The 17984-nt window shown below is 45.7% G+C and carries 14 protein-coding genes, 1 pseudogene and 1 riboswitch; of the genes and pseudogenes, 9 read left to right on the top strand and 6 right to left on the bottom strand.

Going from position 1 to position 17984, the window contains the following annotated elements; genetic code table 11:
• Positions 1 to 44: 44 nt before the first annotated feature.
• A riboswitch (cyclic di-GMP riboswitch) is annotated at positions 45 to 132 on the bottom strand.
• A gap of 478 nt (positions 133 to 610) precedes the next feature.
• Complete coding sequence (locus tag SHEWPOL2_RS01750; protein WP_037425448.1) at positions 611 to 1402, bottom strand: ROK family protein; 792 nt, start codon at positions 1400 to 1402, stop codon at positions 611 to 613.
• 361 nt (positions 1403 to 1763) lie between these two features.
• On the opposite strand from SHEWPOL2_RS01750, the gene SHEWPOL2_RS01745 reads away from it, so the two are divergent.
• Entirely contained in the window at positions 1764 to 3581 is a 1818-nt protein-coding gene (locus SHEWPOL2_RS01745) for an aminopeptidase P family protein (RefSeq protein ID WP_037425445.1), read from the top strand.
• 71 nt (positions 3582 to 3652) lie between these two features.
• Here the strand turns inward: SHEWPOL2_RS01745 and SHEWPOL2_RS01740 are convergent, their stop codons facing one another.
• On the bottom strand, positions 3653 to 4900 hold the full coding sequence (locus SHEWPOL2_RS01740) for an HD domain-containing phosphohydrolase (protein ID WP_037425442.1): 1248 nt from the start codon (positions 4898 to 4900) through the stop codon (positions 3653 to 3655).
• 759 nt (positions 4901 to 5659) lie between these two features.
• Here SHEWPOL2_RS01740 and SHEWPOL2_RS01735 point away from each other — a divergent pair.
• The 5 genes from SHEWPOL2_RS01735 to SHEWPOL2_RS01715 all read left to right on the top strand — a co-directional run bounded on the left by SHEWPOL2_RS01735 (position 5660) and on the right by SHEWPOL2_RS01715 (position 11465).
• On the top strand, positions 5660 to 7228 hold the full coding sequence (locus SHEWPOL2_RS01735; RefSeq protein WP_037425439.1) for a PAS domain-containing methyl-accepting chemotaxis protein: 1569 nt from the start codon (positions 5660 to 5662) through the stop codon (positions 7226 to 7228).
• 315 nt (positions 7229 to 7543) lie between these two features.
• Positions 7544 to 8845, top strand: coding sequence for a DEAD/DEAH box helicase (locus SHEWPOL2_RS01730; RefSeq protein WP_037415712.1), 1302 nt, complete (start codon positions 7544 to 7546; stop codon positions 8843 to 8845).
• A gap of 337 nt (positions 8846 to 9182) precedes the next feature.
• Complete coding sequence (locus SHEWPOL2_RS01725; RefSeq protein WP_037415710.1) at positions 9183 to 9827, top strand: peroxiredoxin-like family protein; 645 nt, start codon at positions 9183 to 9185, stop codon at positions 9825 to 9827.
• A 134-nt stretch (positions 9828 to 9961) separates the two neighbouring features.
• On the top strand, positions 9962 to 10597 hold the full coding sequence (locus SHEWPOL2_RS01720) for a DUF2913 family protein (protein WP_037425436.1): 636 nt from the start codon (positions 9962 to 9964) through the stop codon (positions 10595 to 10597).
• A 118-nt stretch (positions 10598 to 10715) separates the two neighbouring features.
• Complete coding sequence (locus SHEWPOL2_RS01715; RefSeq protein ID WP_037415702.1) at positions 10716 to 11465, top strand: transporter substrate-binding domain-containing protein; 750 nt, start codon at positions 10716 to 10718, stop codon at positions 11463 to 11465.
• 109 nt (positions 11466 to 11574) lie between these two features.
• Here SHEWPOL2_RS01715 and SHEWPOL2_RS01710 read toward each other — a convergent pair whose 3' ends face one another.
• The 4 genes from SHEWPOL2_RS01710 to SHEWPOL2_RS01695 form a co-directional block, all read right to left on the bottom strand.
• Complete coding sequence (locus tag SHEWPOL2_RS01710) at positions 11575 to 11883, bottom strand: ribbon-helix-helix domain-containing protein (protein WP_037416089.1); 309 nt, start codon at positions 11881 to 11883, stop codon at positions 11575 to 11577.
• A 127-nt stretch (positions 11884 to 12010) separates the two neighbouring features.
• Entirely contained in the window at positions 12011 to 12571 is a 561-nt protein-coding gene (locus tag SHEWPOL2_RS01705) for a DJ-1/PfpI family protein (RefSeq protein WP_037425433.1), read from the bottom strand.
• Between the two features lie 160 nt (positions 12572 to 12731).
• Complete coding sequence (locus SHEWPOL2_RS01700; protein WP_037425431.1) at positions 12732 to 14510, bottom strand: flotillin domain-containing protein; 1779 nt, start codon at positions 14508 to 14510, stop codon at positions 12732 to 12734.
• Between the two features lie 33 nt (positions 14511 to 14543).
• Positions 14544 to 15179, bottom strand: coding sequence for a YqiJ family protein (locus SHEWPOL2_RS01695; protein ID WP_037425429.1), 636 nt, complete (start codon positions 15177 to 15179; stop codon positions 14544 to 14546).
• Positions 15180 to 15459: 280 nt separating this feature from the next.
• On the opposite strand from SHEWPOL2_RS01695, the pseudogene SHEWPOL2_RS01690 reads away from it, so the two are divergent.
• The 3 genes and pseudogenes from SHEWPOL2_RS01690 (at position 15460) to SHEWPOL2_RS01680 (ending at position 17971) form a co-directional block, all read left to right on the top strand.
• A pseudogene (locus SHEWPOL2_RS01690) lies at positions 15460 to 16966 on the top strand (carboxypeptidase M32).
• Positions 16967 to 17126: 160 nt separating this feature from the next.
• On the top strand, positions 17127 to 17621 hold the full coding sequence (locus SHEWPOL2_RS01685; protein ID WP_037425427.1) for a GNAT family N-acetyltransferase: 495 nt from the start codon (positions 17127 to 17129) through the stop codon (positions 17619 to 17621).
• Positions 17621 to 17971 carry a DMT family protein gene (locus SHEWPOL2_RS01680; protein ID WP_037415674.1) on the top strand — a complete coding sequence of 117 codons (351 nt, stop codon included), beginning with the start codon at positions 17621 to 17623 and terminating at the stop codon, positions 17969 to 17971. Before SHEWPOL2_RS01685 ends, SHEWPOL2_RS01680 begins: the two co-directional genes overlap by 1 nt.
• Positions 17972 to 17984: the final 13 nt, after the last annotated feature.

Raw genomic sequence — 17984 nt, 5'->3', positions numbered from 1 at the left:
CTCTTAAAACCATGTGCCTACAACGGCAGCATGAAGAAACAACCTGCGGTATCCCCGCTATCATAGGTACTAACAACCCTTAGACCGGAGGCTTTGCGTCCCAATCTTTCGATTGGTTTGCCTTTCACACAAATGACAACGTTGTCATTACATTAATTAGCATATGCCGAGATAGCGTTAAATTGCAACTAAATATTAACAAACAGGCCGTTGTACCGATTATTCATGCAGACTTAGATTTAAAGATAGGAAGAACTTTTGAGTGAAAAAAATTAGCAATTAATTGTATTTAAAGGGATTGATTATGCAATTGAGTCGAATCATCGCCTCGAGTAATCAACAGCAAAAACAACACAAAAATCGAAATTCTTAAGAAAGAGGTTATGCAGGGCGCTGTTCGATAACTCGTGTAAACAAAAATGCGGTCATCGAACAAGGTGATATGCAGAGTGCACTGCAAACACACAAATCCGATGGCCGCATGCTGTTGTTCTCGACCTAATCTGAACCAATATCTGAATCAATATCAGCGTCAGTAAGCCAAGATTAATCGCCTGAACGAACTTATCACGCCTCAATCTTGACCAATTCGCATCTCAATCAAAAGCCGTTAGGCGGCGTCCTTCGAGTAATCCCTAGCCAAGATCACTGATAAACCACGGCAAACTAAGGTTTCCATATCATCTACACGATTAATCTTCATTTCGGCTAATGGCGCACTCAAGGCCATGCGTCTTAAACTATCCAGACATCCTTTATAGTAAGGTGCGCTGTTCATCATGCCGCCCGCTAACCAGATCCGATTAGGATTAAAGAGATTTACCGCCCACGCGAGTCCCATACCAAGATAAGTACCTGCACGGTATACATCATCAGCAGTAGAAATCTTACGACTACGGATAGAATCACCACTGGCAAGCTGCTCTAAAGTGAACTCCCCCGACTCTGTCATCACTCGGCAATGCCCTAACTCACCAGCGACGCCAGTTGCACCGGTGTACGCTTTGCCGTTAAAGGCAATCGACATACCGATACCGGTGCCACACATGACTAACAACTCACAGGCATATTTTTCATCACAGGTTGCCTGCATGCCCGCATCGATATCATTGCAGATAAACTTAAGCTGACCTTGGGTTTTCAAGGTATCAAAACTCAACCCATTTAAACCGGGCAAGGATTTACAAGATACCAAACGATTCTGTTGTACAAGCCCTGGTACAGCGATCGCTAAATGGTAATGCTGTAAATCATAATCCCGTTCCAACGCCGCGATTTGATTATTTAAGTCTTCAATTTTAAAGCCTTCACCCGTGGGGATTTTATATTGTTCTGTATGCCCCTTGAGTTGAAGTTCGAACAGGGCTTTGCTACCGCCCACGTCTATTGTTAATGTTTGCATCGCCAACTCCACTGATACATGTGCTCCCCTCTGACCCCGAGCGGAGATGGCGAATGTTAGCATAATGGGTCAATATTAGCGATTGAATAAAACTTAAGTAGCTAATTTGTAAGAATTAGTCATGATTCCAGAGTGATTAAGATAACAATTCAATTTGAGAATTCGCCTAAGATCACACCCCTTGTTACCGCTAAGTGATGCCTAAAAAACAAAATTGTATACAAAATCCTTTATTCCATACCTTGCAACTTCGTTGCTGAGCTTGCGATAATCGCTGTCAATTTGCATCCTTTTCGCCAGCATTACCCATGATAATTTGGCAGCCTACCTTTGTAGCCCATGCCATCAATTTGGAGCCCCTATGTCGTTACCTTCGTCGTCACAACCATTGCAATCAAATAAGATTGCCAACCGTCTTACCGCCATTCGTAGCGAGCTAGCAAACGCCAACTTAGACGCCTTTATTATTCCGCGCGCCGATGAGTATTTAGGCGAATATGTGCCAGAGCACAACGAGCGTCTTTATTGGGCGACGGATTTTACCGGTTCAGCCGGCATGGCCATTGTCCTAAAAGACAAAGCCGCCATTTTTACCGATGGTCGTTATACGGTACAAGTGCGTTTACAGGTCGATGCAAACCTCTTTAGCTATGAAAGCCTGACAGACACTCCGCAAATCGAATGGTTATGCGACACGTTACCCGCAGATTCACGTGTCGGATTTGATGCCCGTTTACACACCTTAGCCTGGTTTGAAAACGCCAAAGCGACGTTAGCGAAAGCCCAAATCGAACTGGTGGCAGTCGAACAGAATCCGATTGATAAGCACTGGCAAAATCGACCTGCACCGTCGAGCGCAGCTGTCACCTTATTTAGTAATGAAAGTGCGGGTAAGACCAGCCTGCAAAAACGGACCGAGATTGGCGCACTAGTCAAAAAAGCCGGCGCCGATGTCGCGCTGATCGCTGCTTTGGATTCTTTCTGCTGGCTGCTCAATATCCGTGGCAACGACGTGCCGCGTCTGCCTGTAGTGCTCGGCTGCGCGCTACTTCACGCCAATGGTGATATGCAGCTGTTTACCGATTTGAGCAAACTCCCCGAAGGCATTGAGGAACACGTTGGAGCGGGTGTGAGCTTTAACAGTGAAGCCGCCCTTGCCGATACCTTGGCAAGTTTGCAGGGCGTGAAACTGCTGGCCGATCCCAACTCTGCTAACGCTTGGGCGCAAAATCTTGCCCGCGATGCTGGCGCCAAATTGATTGCCGGTATCGACCCAGTCTCTCTGCCTAAAGCCCAAAAAAATGCCGCCGAATTAGCGGGCATGCGCGCCAGCCATATCCGTGATGGTGTCGCTGTCAGTCGTTTTCTTGCATGGCTCGATGCCGAAGTCGCGGCTAATCGTCTGCACGATGAAGCCACTCTTGCCGACAAGTTAGAGAGTTTCCGCCTCGAAGATCCCAAGTATCGCGAGCCAAGCTTCGACACTATCTCCGCCGCTGGTGCCAATGCGGCCATGTGTCACTATAACCATAACAATGGCACGCCTGCGATGATGACGATGAACAGCATCTACTTAGTGGATTCTGGCGCTCAATATCTGGACGGCACCACGGACGTCACCCGCACCATCGCCATTGGCGAAGTAAGTGATGAACAGAAAAAGATGGTGACACTGGTACTTAAAGGCCATATCGCCTTAGATCAAGCCCGCTACCCTAAAGGCACGACAGGCCAACAACTCGATGCTTTTGCCCGCCAATATCTGTGGCAACATGGCTTTGATTACGACCACGGCACAGGCCATGGCGTCGGTCATTTCCTGAGTGTGCATGAAGGCCCACAGCGCATCGGTAAAAATCTTAATGCTATCGCCTTAATGCCTGGCATGGTGTTATCAAATGAGCCAGGTTATTACCGCGCCGACAGTTTTGGCATTCGCCTCGAAAACCTAGTGGTAGTGCAGCATTGCGAAGCCTTAAAGGGTGCCGAGCGTGAAATGTATGAATTCGATGCCCTAACGCTGATCCCCATGGATGCCCGCCTTATCGATAAGAGCCTGTTAACCCAAGGCGAAATTGACTGGTTTAATGCTTACCATCAGAAAGTGTTTAATACTTTATCGCCATTAATGTCAGGCAGTGAGCTTGAGTGGCTGACAAAAGCAACACAAGCTATCTAACCCCCACAGGTAAATCTCATTAAATAAGCCCAAGACGATTGTCTTGGGCTTATTGTTTTCGCCTAATAAAATCACACCATCTTAGGCTGCGCTACAGTCGACTGGGGATCATCCAGCAACGAAGCTTTTGAAAGCACCTCAAACTCGGTATGAATTTGCATAAAACAATCGACTAACACAGGATCAAAATGTTTGGCTCGGCCCTCAAGAATCATGGCTTTGGCATCTTCATGAGTAAAAGGACGCTTATAGCAGCGTGGCGATGTTAACGCATCATAAACATCGACTAGAGCGACAATTCTTGCGGATAAGGGAATATTTTCTTCTTTTAATCCAAGTGGATAACCACTACCATCCCATTTTTCGTGGTGTCCAGAGGCAATATCTCTACCCATTTTGATAAAGGTGCATTGGGGAGCATACTCTAACAAACTGGCCAGAACCTGCCCCCCAATAACGGGATGCGCCTTAATTTGTTCAAACTCATCTGGAGTTAACCGGCCTGGTTTTAGCAAAATCGCATCGGCAATGCCAACTTTGCCTATGTCATGCAAAATTGCCGATAAGCTAATATCTTGGATAAAGTCTTCATCTAATTCTGGAGGCGAATTGTCAGCCAACATTCGCTGGGTAGCGAGCATTTTTGAGTATTGCCGCATTCTCAACAAATGCGCTCCGGTTTCATTATCTCGATATTCAGCAAGCTTAGCTAAACCCAGTACAGTCGCTTGCCGAGAAGCCAGAGTAGAATCGAGGGAGGAGGTTAACTTGCCTAAGAGATAAGCAATAGTCAGGGTTACCATCGCATTGGTTACGAGGAAATTGATTGAAACAACAACCCAAATGCCAGTGCTATATCCTTGAGTAACGGGCCAAATCAGCCACTGATAATGATACGCCACCCCAATCAAAATTAAGCTCACACCATTTAAAACTTGGGCGTATATGCTCGCCTTAGTGCCTAAAAAAATGTTACTCAGCGGAGGGAAAATAAATAGCCAGAAAAATCCAGCGCCTGACGGCCCTATCGCAATAAGAAATCCAACACCAATGGCATAGGCAAGCAAACATCCTAAACTAAATCTAAGCCGATCAGAAAAATGAGGATAAAAAAGCAATAAGACTAATAAGAAATATGCAAAGGTATCAAAAATCGCCATGCCCCATAAATCGGCAGCAATACAAAGATAAACACTGGTGAAATACACAGGCACACACAGGATCGCAAGAAACCCAAATAACCGTTTAAAAATCACTCGGCGCCAATGAGTTAAACCTGATGTATAACGAGCAAAGTCACTCGGCAGTGCTCTTGCCATAAAAATCCCTTTGCAATCAAGTACTACCTTTGGATGATTTAAAGCCTAAGTTCACAATTTATCGACCTAGGTCTCGCAATTTTATTTAACAAGATTATGACTTGCACAAAACCAATTAAATGCGGACTAAAACCCATAATGCTTAAAAATGTGTTCACATTACGACTGCCTGCTGACATTTATGAAATTAAATTTGGCTCCTTCTACCAAGCTAGCGCTCGCCGAAATAAGGAATGAAGTGTCATTCTTTTATTCAAATAACGAACGGTTCTTAAGACTGAGTAAGCGTAAATGCTTGCCATAAAACCCATTTAGGCAGCATTTATTTATCTTAGCGCCCTTTTATGCAAAAGCACTGCATCTACGGACTTTACCTTACACAAATGCCATTAAATTCGCCCAAATAATCCTTAAACATCAACACGCCTAACAAGTTTAGTCAAAGACGCCAAGAATGGTTGCCATATATTGAGGATTCTCCCGAATAACTTCATCTCACATGAAGGTGAATATGACATAAATTTGGCTACAAGACAGGATAAACACTCGTTTAAATAGCAATAAAAAACTAATATTTTTAAAAAGTTATAAAAAGAAAATACATTACTTTTCTTATGGGTAATGCTAAAAACCACTCTCCAATATCCACACAAAAATGATACCATTATCACATAATTAGCCGCCCCCCATGAGAGTCGGCACAAGCTTTAGCATTACATTTACCCTAATCATAATATCGGCCCAGAATGGACACACGAAATGAGCCAGAGTAACCCTAGTCACAATAAAATCAGTAACAACCATCATCACGCACAAGAGATCCGCCTCACTCCTCAAGACGAATTGATTTCCACCACAGATACCCGCGGGATTATTACCTATGTTAATCAACGATTTGTCGAAGTATCAGGATACCGCACCGAAGAATTAATTGGGCATCCGCATAACAAAGTGCGCCATCCCGATATGCCTAGTGCCGCTTTTAAAGAGATGTGGCAAAAACTAAAATCGGGCCAATCTTGGCGTGGCATAGTTAAAAATCGCTGTAAAAATGGCGATTTTTATTGGGTTGATGCCTTTGTTTCTCCCGTGTTTGAGAATGGCACAATTGTTGGTTATCAGTCGGTTCGTCTGCAACCACAGGCAGCCTATGTCACTAGAGCAACAGCTATTTACCGCAGGTTATTGGACAATAAATCCATTGCTAAGCCACTTAGTTTGATGCAAAAACGTGTTGTCTCAGCTGTAGTTGCATCGACAGGATTATTAATTGCGGGTTACCTTTGGGGTTGGGGAGTAATTATCGCTGGCGCGATTTTAATGGGCCTTAACTTAGCTATCTTCTACGATGAAGCCTTTCGTATTCCGGCCAAGTTGATTGATATGCAAACAAAATACGATTCTATTAGTCGCTACATCTACTCGGGAGCTGACACCTCATCGATTCTCGATTTTCAATTGATTTTATTACAAGCCAAGATGAATGGCGTACTCGGCCGCACTCAAGATCAAGCCAATCAATTGCATGCGATAGCCGATCAACTTGTGGTCACCACTGAACAAACCTATGCCAGCCTAGATCAAGAGAAAAACCAGCTCGAGCAACTGGCAAGTGCAATGGAAGAAATGAGTTCGACGATTACCGAAGTTGCTCAAAACACTCAACGAACCTCAACCAGCATTAATACCGCCTATGATCTCTGCCTAAAGAGCAGCGCCAATATGAAGGCTAATACCCAAAAGGTCGAACAGCTGGCTAAATCCGTCGCCGATGCCGCGAATAATGCCAATCAGCTTAATCAAGAAGCTGAACGAGTTGCCAGTGCCATGGGTGAGATTGATTCTATTGCTGAGCAAACTAACCTGCTCGCCCTCAATGCCGCCATTGAAGCCGCTAGAGCAGGTGAACAAGGACGCGGCTTTGCGGTGGTGGCCGATGAAGTGCGCGCCTTGTCGAGCCGCACTCAGTTATCGACCAACAGTATTTCGCAAAGTGTCGATAAGATGTTCAGCATGTTAAATGCGTGGGCAAAAGAAATGGAGCAAAGCCGCCAACATGCAGAGCAATGCGCTAACGACATTCAAACCTCCGCCAAAAACGTCAACACCATTTACCAAGAAGTCAGCGAGATCCACACCTTTGCACAGCAAAATGCGGTGGCCGCCGATCAGCAGCGCCAAGTAGTGCATGAAATCACCAACAATATTCATTTCATCACCCAAAGCAGCAGTGAAAACCTCGCGGCAACGCATCAGATTGGTGATGCCGCCAATCATTTAAAACACAGCGCTGAAAAAGCACTTGGCCTACGCCGCGCCTTTGGCTAGCTGTAATGCCGCGCGATTGTCGACAAACAATAGCGCGGCATCCTTTATCCAAGCCAATCCACGCCTTAAGTTAATCCTCTGATTATTAGCAAAACAGCAGCAATATCGTTATAAACAGCCAAAGGGTTAAAAAGTACAGGTTTTAACCGAAAATTTTGCTATACTCCGCGCCCGCCATTTTTCTGACCGCTAAGCGTTAGAAAGGCACAAACAAGTGCGTTAACGTTCGCCCATGGCAGAATACTTTGCTGTAAAAGTGTCTGTAATAGGGTGAGGCGCTTGAATGATTGAATGAGTGAATGACAGGAATCCAAAATGAGATTTGAATCTTTTAGTTTTTGCCCCGAGATTTTACGCGCTATCTCAGATTGCGGTTATCAAAAAATGACACCGATTCAGCAGCAAGCGATCCCAGCCATCCGCCGCGGCCAAGATGTGCTCGCCAGCGCGCAAACCGGCACAGGTAAAACCGCCGCCTTCGCACTGCCGATCCTACAAAAAATGGTTGAAAACCCAAGTGAAACCTTAAAATCTAACACGCGGGTATTAATCCTCACTCCGACTCGCGAACTTGCCGCCCAAGTAGCAGAAAACGTTGAAGCCTACAGCAAGTATTTAAATTTCAGCGTATTAACGATCTACGGTGGCGTAAAAGTTGAGACTCAAGCGCAAAAGTTAAAACGCGGTGCCGATATTATTGTCGCGACCCCTGGCCGTTTACTTGAGCACCTTACCGCCTGCAACTTAAGTCTGTCCAGCGTTGACTTTTTAGTGCTCGATGAAGCCGATCGCATGCTGGATATGGGCTTTAGTGCCGACATTCAAAAAATCCTTCAAGCGGTCAACAAGAAGCGTCAAAACCTACTGTTTTCAGCCACCTTCTCCAGCGCAGTGAAAAAACTGGCTAACGAGATGATGGTCAAACCCCAAGTGATCAGCGCCGATAAACAAAACACCACCGCCGATACCGTTAGCCAAGTGGTGTATCCGGTAGAGCAGCGTCGTAAACGCGAGCTATTATCGGAGTTGATTGGTAAGAAAAACTGGCAACAAGTGTTAGTGTTTACCGCGACCCGCGATGCAGCGGATACTCTGGTTAAAGAATTAAATTTAGATGGTATTCCCTCTGAAGTTGTCCACGGTGAAAAAGCCCAAGGTAGCCGTCGCCGTGCGCTGCGCGAATTTGTATCCGGTAAAGTACGTGTGCTAGTGGCGACCGAAGTGGCCGCCCGCGGTTTAGATATTCCCAGCCTTGAGTATGTGGTCAACTTCGACTTACCTTTCCTTGCCGAAGACTATGTTCACCGTATCGGCCGTACTGGCCGTGCAGGTAAATCTGGGGTTGCTATTTCATTTGTGAGCCGTGAAGAAGAGCGCACCCTAGCGGATATTGAAAAGCTAATCGGCCAAAAAATTCGCCGCATTACCGTGCCAGGATATGAGGTCGGTAGCCGTGAGTTGTTGTTAAAACAGCTGCAAACCCGTCGCAGTTTTGCCAAAAAACAACAGCGACTCGACAACGTCAGCGAGCAGATCATCGCCGAAAAAAGCATGCAGGGCCGCCGCGTGAAAATGAAAGTTGGTCAAGCCCCAAGCAAAGGCAAAAAACTCAAATAATGTTGTGTTGATAACTATCTTAACGCGCTAATTTAATACACTAATAATAATGTCAAAGCGTCCTTAAACGGACGCTTTTTTATTACCATTTAAAACCTATCTGACTCAGAGTGATTTTCGGGCATCGTGTTCTTATTGCAATATCCGAGTGATAGCACTGATTAACAAACCCAATAAATAACGACAAATACTGCAATAAATTTCGCATCTCGCCGTTCTTATTTCTACGTTTACCACCCATGCTCAGTCCACCCAAGCACACAGGCTAATGGCGGTTTACCGTTAACAGCAGAATATTTAATTGAAACAAAAACTAATGACAAGGAGATATGCTCTAATGCAGTCCACACTACAGCGCTTTTTACTGACCATCAGCCTACTGCTCGGCAGTTTTAGCACGCTCGCTCAACCTATCGCCAAAGATGAATATTCGGTTAGCCCACTACTCAATGGCGAGCAAATCCCCGCAATCACTTTGCAAGACATGAATGGCCAAAATGTTGATTTAGCCAAATTAACGGCACAAAAACCAACGATTTTCTTCTTTTACCGTGGCGGCTGGTGCCCGTTTTGCAACAACCAAATGGGACAATTAAAAGCGATCGAGCCAAAACTCATTGAAATGGGTTTTCAATTAGTGGGTATATCACCCGATACGCCAGCACTGTTAAAAGCCTCTGCGGCGAAAAATGAGCTGAAATACTTATTACTTTCAGATGAAAAAATGCTTGCATCGCAAGCCTTTGGGCTTGCCTTTTATACCAGCAAGCAAGTTACTGAGACTTACCTGAGCCGCTTAAAACTGGATAATCCACTTTGGACAACGCCCGAAGGCGATAAAAGATTAGTCCTGCCAGTACCGGCAATTTATATTGCTGATACTCAAGGATTAATCCATTTCCAATATGTGAATCCCAACTACAAGGTGAGACCTGCGCCTAAGTTGATTCTGACGGCGGCTAGCCTCGTCGGTGCGCCATAATAATCCATATCCCACCCAAGCAGCCGCTAAGAATCGTTATCGATTTAGCGACTGCTTTGCTAAACTAGCTCCGCCGCAATAAATATCGCCCCAATTTAATCAGATCAATCCCTTTAGCCCGCGGCGGAGCCACAATGAATTCTCAAACCTATAATCAAGCCATACTCGAACTCGCACTGGCGGGGCTTACCGATTTAACCACTTCAGCTCAAGCCAAAAAAGCCCAACGCACACCCGCACAGGAAAGCCATTTTTTATGCAACTGGATGGTTGAGGCCCTGAAGGAAAAACGCTTTTCAAAATTGGTTGCCGAGGATCTGACCACGTGGATCCGTATGGCTCGCAGCCAAGGTGCTGGCGCCGAACTTAAGCGGTTATTGGAAAGAATTGTTCATCAATATCAGAGCGTTGAAAACTCGCACGTGGAGTTAGGTACGGCGTTAAACGCTATGATTGCCGAGTTGACTGAGCGCGAGTGGTTAGTGTTTACCGATACAGAAATTAATACGAAACTGAAGCTAGACGGCGATGGCCAATCGAGCTTAGTCATTGATGTAAAAGAATTTACCCAGCATATTCAAGATAATCAGCTCATCAAACCCATCAACTTATATGTCCGTGCCGATGAGCAACAGTTGACTCAAATCGCCCTCTCCCATGGTTTGTTGATAAGCCAGGGCAATAAGAAAACGAGTCTTATCAAACACCATAAGACCTATCGAATTTATCCTCACAATCAGCAACCTGCATTGTGCCAACTGTTGGCTTAACGGCTGAAAACTGCTTGAATAGGTAAACTGCGCCACAGATAACCATTTTTTCACAACGAAAGAATACAATGTAGCGTAGTAACCACTAAGCTCGATCAACCAAGGAGTGAAGGACTCGATGGGTAAAGGAAGTATTCTCTATCGTTGCCTCGTTAAAGGCGTTTTATTACTGATTTTGTTTGCCCCTCAGTCCTATGCAGAACAACTCAAGTACAACATTACTGGCTCATATTCTTGGTATCCGTATTTTATTGCCAATCAACCCGATGCTCCGGGAATAATTTCTGAATTAATTCCGCAGATTTTATCCTTAGCGAATATTGAGGGAGAAAATCTGTCCTTGCCGCCCAAACGGACGAACAACGCCCTTGAAACGGGTCAATTAGATTTTGATGTGGTTAGCCCCAGTTGGTTTGAAAACCAAGATTTTGGTCCCTTATTCGTGAAATCCGATCCCATCATGCCTATCACTGAGTACGTAGTGACCAGACCCGAAAATGTTGAATCCTTTAAAGAAATCACTGGAATTAAAGGCAAGCAAATCGGTACCGTCAGGGGATATTTGTACCATGACGACAAGGAGTTTATCCGTGTCGATTTTACCTCTGAACAAGAGTTGATTAAGGCATTAGATAAACACCGCATCACGGCCATTATCTCGGGTAACTATCCCGCCTTATATTGGTCAAACAAGCTTAAGATCCCCGTTGGATTAGCCGCGGTGCATTCTGATGGCGTACTGGTGCTAAGGCTACGGAAAGAGCATGCTGCTCTACTACCTGCGCTCAATCACGCAATAGCGCAGCTAAAAGCCAATGGAAAAGTAGAGCAGATTATCAACAAATATACCCAAGCCTTCGCAAGCTAAATCGATAAAAGCTCATGTTTCCAAGTACTCACAAGAAAATGGCTCTGCAATAACGCGGCAAGTATGCAGCAACTTTAGTCTTTTCAAATCGCAAAGATGCAATGGATATTCAAGAGGATTTCGCGTTTAGTGCAACCTTAGGTTTTAACACCAAACGCTGCCCCTGATTAAGATGGGTTGTGCAGGCGACCCGCAATAAAGAAGCAAAGTTAGCCACTTCTCCGTGGCGAGTTAACACCTCTCGGTAAATACGGGTTAAAAATACCGCGACACTCAGCTCGGCATCTTCGGCAATCTCTTCAATAATCTGCCAAAAAATCGCTTCTAGCCGAACGCTCGTCACCACACCATCGATGCGAATGGAGCGGGTTTTGAGTTCAAACAGTTCGGGTTCGGCACCGGAATAGATTTCACACACAATATTACTCCCCAAGCAGCTATTGCGCTTTGCTCCAGCCATTGCGCCTTGCTTAAGTCCCCAGCGAATACTCAACTTAAGCCTCTACCCGAACTGTTATGCCATAAATTACACAGGATGAGTATCGTTAATTCAATAACTTGTTAAACTGCGCCAACCATGCAGGATGCGCTGGCCATGCGGGCGCGGTAACTAATTTGCCATCGGTAATTGCCGCAGTGACTTCAATATCACAATATTCAGCGCCAGCTTGTTTCACCTCGGGCGCGCAAGCGGGATAGGCTGACACTTTTTTACCGCGAACCACATTTGCCGCCGTGAGTAACTGCGCGCCATGGCAAATAGCCGCAATCGGTTTATCTTGGGCGGCAAATTCTGCCACGAGGGCAATCACCGCAGGGTTTAGGCGTAAATACTCTGGCGCCCTACCACCTGGAAGCAACAGCGCATCAAAATCACGCGCGTTCGAACCGGCAAAATTGCCATTTAAGGCAAATAAGTGTCCTGGTTTTTCGGTATAGGTTTGGTCGCCTTCAAAGTCATGAATTGCCGTTTTAATGGTTTGCCCCGCCACTTTATCGGGACAAACAACCGTTACATTGTGACCCACCATTTGCAGGGCTTGGAACGGCACCATTAACTCGTAATCTTCAACAAAATCACCGGCGATGATCAAAATATTGGCCATGAGAAACTCCTTTTATTCGATAAGGGAAAACGCAACAGCGGATTTCACTCTACTCCGACCATTAAATTTAGGGTAATAGTGGAATACTACAAATCGATACAGCCGTTTCAGGCATAAAAAAGCGCCCGTAGGCGCTTTAGTCTTTGGTGATTGACCACTCTTAATTATTTATCTTTGGTTCAATCATGGCCTGTTGCTGACTATAACCATTCAGCCCAGTGTTGGCCGATTTCACCACATTTAAGGCCTCGGTCGTCAGTGCATTATTGCCATTGAGCAGATCGTTCAAAGTGCCAGAATCCGCTTGGACTAAGCCTAATTCACGTAGCATGGCATCGACAACTGGCGCATTGGCGCGGTAGTTTAAGGCTGCGCTAGTCACTTGTTCAGCGATACCACCTTGGTTGATGGCGGAACTATCACCACCCGTGGCAAATTGATGACCAGCACCATAACCTTGAAGAATTTTAATACCTTCGATGTTTTCCAATGGTTTAACCGCTTGAGCAACAATTTCTGGCAAGGCTTTTAAGATTGCAAGGGATTTTTGCAGCGCAATCTGCTCATCACGCAGCACGTTTTCGGCTTCGTACAGAGCTTGTTTACCAGCCGCTTCAACGGCATAGACTTTTTCATCCGCCTCGGCTTGCAGTTTTTTCGCATCGGCACTGGCACGCGCTTCAATCAAAATCGCACTCGATCTGTCTTCCGCGGCACGTTTCTCAGCTTCAGCTTGTACTGTCACACCAACAGCATCACGCTCAGCTTCCTTACGGGCATCAATCACTTCAATTTCTTTGCGACGATTGGCTTCTGCCACTTGGCGCGCTGTGATAACCGCTTCCTCTTTCTCCACTTTCAGCTTTTCCGCTTCTGCTGCGCGGGCACGGGCGGCCGACTCTTCTTCCGATTTAGCGGCTACCGCGATGTGTTTTTCCTGCTCGGCGACTTCGATATCACGTTGCTGTTGAATACGCGCCTGTTCGATAGATTTACGTTTTTCAATCTCGCGGGTTTCAATATCTTTGGTCTTTTCAATTTCCGCGGTTTCGATAGCACGTTCTTTGGCAATTTCGGCTTCACGTTCTTCACGGGCCTTGTTTTCTTTTTGCTTAATAATTTCGGCTTTTTGCTCGGCGCGCTTAAATTCGAGTGACTGTTGCTGGATAAGACGTGCTTCTTCTTCCGACTTTTCAATCTCCAGCGATTCTTTTTCAGCCTCTAAGTTACGCTGCTCAATCTTAATGCGGTTTTCCTGCTGAATATCGTTGGTTTCTTTACGCTTTTCTTCAATGATTTTAGCTAGACGCGCGCGACCTTCTGCGTCGAATGCGTTGTTTTCATTGAAAAACTGCAAGTCGGTTTGGTCAAATCCCGTCAAGGAAACGGATTCAAGTTCTAAACCGTTTTTCTCTAAATCGTTAGCAACGTTGTTCTGCACCCGTTGTACAAAATCGGCACGCTGCTCATGCATCTCAGTCATGGTCATTTCCGCGGCGACCGCACGCAACACGTCGACAAACTTAGATTCCATCAGCTTTTTCAGCTCTTCCACCCGCGTGGTACGGGTACCTAAGGTTTGTGCCGCCATCGAAATGCCATCAGCATTAGGTGCCACCCGCAAATAAAAGTCTGCTTTAACATCAACCCGCATACGATCTTTGGTGATCAGTGCATCTTTTTGAGTTTTTTCCACTTCGATACGCAGGGTATTCATGTTCACTGCAATGGTTTCATGCAGCACGGGCAAGACGATTGCGCCGCCGTCTTTAATGATTTTTTCACCACCAAAACCAGTACGCACAAAGGCCATTTCCTTCGTTGCCCGTTTGTATAACTTGGCGAAAATCAGACCAATCACAATCAGGCCAATCAATACCATTCCGGCAACCAACAACACAAAATTGCTCGAACTGGTGACTTCGTTTAACACATCCATTTGCTTTCCTTCTTCGTTAATAGCTTTGGAAAATTAATTATCAAAGCGAGTCGCAGACCAGACTCTTCCCTCTCTTTTAAGCAGCACCACTTGAGTACCACTAGCAAACTCGATACCTGAAGTTTCAGGCTCGACTAATACATAATGTTTTTGTTGATGTTTATCGCGAACAACCGCTTCCGATGGCATGCCTTTAATGGCGCAGCCTAAGGTGATAGTGCCGACATAACCGCTTAAGTCATCAAGGGAGATGGCGGTAGATTCATTTTTGGGGAGCAAATCGGCCAGTACTCGGCCAAGATAGCGACAAGACAATGCACTGCCAACTACGGCGATAGGTAAGGTAAATAGTTGCGGCAGCAAGGTAGCCGAGACCATTAAGCTAATGTAATTAACGAGATAGCCTGCAATGGCAAAACTGGTTAGTGCCAGCACAAACCAGATAAGTAGCGGCAAACGATTGAGACAAAGCCAGCCAGCAATCCCTGTGAGTCCGCTACCACCAATATCAGCATCATACTCAACATCAGCAGGCACCCACTGGTCTAAGGCGCTCATCATACTTAATCCTATGACGAGTGATAAGGCTTCAAAAACACCAAGGACAAGCACACAGGCGAAGGCAATAGTGTAAGGTAGGTTAGGCTGTTCAACTAAAAACGCCCACATAGTCATCTCCTTGAACGATACAGCAGTCCATTTACTTCACTGTAATTATCAACTTACGAGTGACAGCATAGCAAGGCAAGCTTAGTTTCCAAACAAAAATTTATCCTAAAGCAGATTTGAATAACTCCCCATTACGCCATAATGGCGTGAGCCGTTATAGTCAATAATATTCACGTCCTCCCTTTAGGGGTCTAGTGTGCTTTTGACTGCATGATATTATCATGCAGTTATTGTTATTTTTCGTGCTAATAGATAACGACCGCACCTTAAGATTGAGTCTATGGATACCGCTATGAACACCAAACAACCTACGCCAAGTTACGATAAACTTACGACGCATTTCCAGAAAATTTCACATTTTGAACATTTTAGTGCGCTAGGTGATTGGGATCAGGCAGCAATGATGCCCTTGGGCGGCGGCAGTGAGCGTGGCGATGCCATGGCTGAACTCGCATTGCATATCCATACCCTTAAAACGTCCCCTCACCTTGGTGACAATCTCGCTCTTGCCGCGCAAGAAGCGCTTACCTCAGAACAACACGCCAACCTAAGGGAAATGCAATATCAGTATCAACAGGCGACTCTAGTGCCGGGTGAGCTGGTTCAAGCCAAAACCAAGATGGCCTATCAGTGTGAAAATGCCTGGCGTGAGCAACGTAAAAACAATGATTGGCAAGGCTTTAAACCTAATCTTAAGGCGATAATCGCCCTTGCGAGGGAAGAAGCTTTAATCCGCGCCCAAGCGCAAAATATTTCCCCCTATGATGCCCTGCTCGATAAATTTGAGCCTGGCATGACTACCGCAAAGCTTGAGCAAACCTTTGGTAATTTAAAAACTTGGCTCCCCACGCTCATCCAAAATGTACTCGAAAAACAAGCCGGTGAGCCAACACTTAAGCTTAATGGCCCCTTCGATATCAAGGCGCAGCAAGCCCTTGGCCTCGATGTGATGGCCTATTTAGGGTTTGATTTTTAACCATGGCAGGCTCGATATCAGTAGCCACCCATTCTGCGGCGGTGTACCGAGTGATGTGCGCATCACGACGCGTTATAACCAAGCCGATTTTAGTAGTGCTATCATGGGCATAGTGCATGAAACTGGCCACGCCCGTTATGAACAGGGTTTACCGAAACAATGGCGCGGTCAACCCGCAGGACTGGCTCGTTCCATGGGAGTCCATGAGAGCCAAAGCTTATTTTGTGAAATGCAGCTCGGTGCCAATCCCGCGTTTTTACGGCAATTGCAGCCACTGATTAAACAGCACTTAGGCTGCGAGTTCAGCGCCCAAGACTTGGCAAGACACTACACCCGCGTCAATCCAGGGCTTATCCGCGTCGATGCCGATGAAGTCACCTATCCTTGCCATATTTTATTGCGCTTCGAGGCCGAAAAAGCCTTTATCGACGGTAGCTTGAGTGTGGATGACCTACCCGACTTTTGGTCAAGCCAGATGCAACAACTGCTCGGGATCAATACCGATGGTAACTATCGCGATGGGTGTATGCAGGATATCCATTGGGCAGTCGGTGAACTTGGCTATTTCCCTAGCTATACCCTAGGCGCTATGTATGCTGCTCAGTGCCGTTTTGCAATGGAGCGAAGTTTAGGCCCCATTGAAAACCTTATCGATAACGGTCAGTTATCCCAAGTATTTGACTGGCTTGGCAAGCATATTTGGTCCAAAGGCTCATTACTGACAACGGATGAACTCATCATTCAAGCCACGGGCGAGCCGTTAAACAGTCAATATCTGGCTAAGCATTTAACTCAACGCTATTTGGGCTAAATGCAGTAGCGCTAGGTCATAAAGCGTTGGCAATAACACTCTAGCGCTTAGACTTGCCGCAATCGCATCACTATCGGAGTTTCAAAGCTTTTGCTGCGATTTGGGTATATAATCCCTGACTTATTTATTCAAACTGCTTTTGGACGGAAAAAGGTCGACCATGTTACTGCGTGCAATCACCCCACAGGATTGGGATGCTATTTTACAGATCCAGGAAGAATGTTATTCTCAACTGGATCCTGAACCCCTGCATGTATTGCAAAGCAAGTGGCACGTCTCACCTCAATCCTGTTTTGTATTTGAGGTAAATGAGTCAGTGGTGGGCTATTGTCTTGCTCATCCTTGGACCACCAATATGCCTCCCGCACTTTATGAGCCAATCACCCATTTACCTAAGGCCGATACTTTGTATCTGCACGATATTGCGATATCGGCAAAGGCTCAAGGTTTAGGCGCTGGGTCTAAAGCCTTAATGCGTCTAAAGCAGCTTGCCGATCGCTTTAACTTGAGCTCCCTCTCCTTAGTGGCGGTGCAAGGCGCTGATAGCTATTGGCGCAAAATGGGCTTTAAACCTAAAGCCATAGAGAAATGCCTTGGTAGCTACACTGATGATGCCATGTACATGATTTATAAACTTAATCATCGAGAAGAATGATGAACCCCACCCTAACGACTATTGGTTTACTCTGTCTTAGCAATATTTTTATGACCTTTGCTTGGTACGGACATTTAAAGTCCTTAGGCTCAAAGCCTTGGATTATCGCCGCCTTGGTCAGTTGGGGCATCGCCCTGTTTGAATACCTACTGCAAGTGCCGGCTAACCGTATCGGCTACACAGTGATGAATGTCGGACAATTAAAAATCCTACAGGAAGTCATTACCTTAAGCTTGTTTGTGCCCTTCGCCTACTTCTACATGAAGGAACCACTGAAACTCGATTATCTCTGGGCGGGTCTGTGCATCCTCGGTGCGGTGTATTTTATTTTTAGAAGCGAATTTAATTAATTTCAGAACCATT

The sequence above is a fragment of the Shewanella sp. POL2 genome, assembly GCF_000282755.1.
GTDB lineage: Bacteria > Pseudomonadota > Gammaproteobacteria > Enterobacterales > Shewanellaceae > Shewanella > Shewanella xiamenensis.
Note: the sequence above shows the minus strand (reverse complement) of the source record. Positions and strands in the feature narration are given on the sequence as shown.

Excerpts from the sequence above, each read along its gene's own strand:
- SHEWPOL2_RS01750 (WP_037425448.1), bottom strand. The coding sequence starts at position 1,402 with ATGCAAACATTAACAATAGACGTGGGCGGTAGCAAAGCCCTGTTCGAA.
- SHEWPOL2_RS01745 (WP_037425445.1), top strand. The coding sequence starts at position 1,764 with ATGTCGTTACCTTCGTCGTCACAACCATTGCAATCAAATAAGATTGCC.
- SHEWPOL2_RS01740 (WP_037425442.1), bottom strand. The coding sequence starts at position 4,900 with ATGGCAAGAGCACTGCCGAGTGACTTTGCTCGTTATACATCAGGTTTA.
- SHEWPOL2_RS01735 (WP_037425439.1), top strand. The coding sequence starts at position 5,660 with ATGAGCCAGAGTAACCCTAGTCACAATAAAATCAGTAACAACCATCAT.
- SHEWPOL2_RS01730 (WP_037415712.1), top strand. The coding sequence starts at position 7,544 with ATGAGATTTGAATCTTTTAGTTTTTGCCCCGAGATTTTACGCGCTATC.
- SHEWPOL2_RS01725 (WP_037415710.1), top strand. The coding sequence starts at position 9,183 with ATGCAGTCCACACTACAGCGCTTTTTACTGACCATCAGCCTACTGCTC.
- SHEWPOL2_RS01720 (WP_037425436.1), top strand. The coding sequence starts at position 9,962 with ATGAATTCTCAAACCTATAATCAAGCCATACTCGAACTCGCACTGGCG.
- SHEWPOL2_RS01715 (WP_037415702.1), top strand. The coding sequence starts at position 10,716 with ATGGGTAAAGGAAGTATTCTCTATCGTTGCCTCGTTAAAGGCGTTTTA.
- SHEWPOL2_RS01705 (WP_037425433.1), bottom strand. The coding sequence starts at position 12,571 with ATGGCCAATATTTTGATCATCGCCGGTGATTTTGTTGAAGATTACGAG.
- SHEWPOL2_RS01700 (WP_037425431.1), bottom strand. The coding sequence starts at position 14,510 with ATGGATGTGTTAAACGAAGTCACCAGTTCGAGCAATTTTGTGTTGTTG.
- SHEWPOL2_RS01695 (WP_037425429.1), bottom strand. The coding sequence starts at position 15,179 with ATGTGGGCGTTTTTAGTTGAACAGCCTAACCTACCTTACACTATTGCC.
- SHEWPOL2_RS01685 (WP_037425427.1), top strand. The coding sequence starts at position 17,127 with ATGTTACTGCGTGCAATCACCCCACAGGATTGGGATGCTATTTTACAG.
- SHEWPOL2_RS01680 (WP_037415674.1), top strand. The coding sequence starts at position 17,621 with ATGAACCCCACCCTAACGACTATTGGTTTACTCTGTCTTAGCAATATT.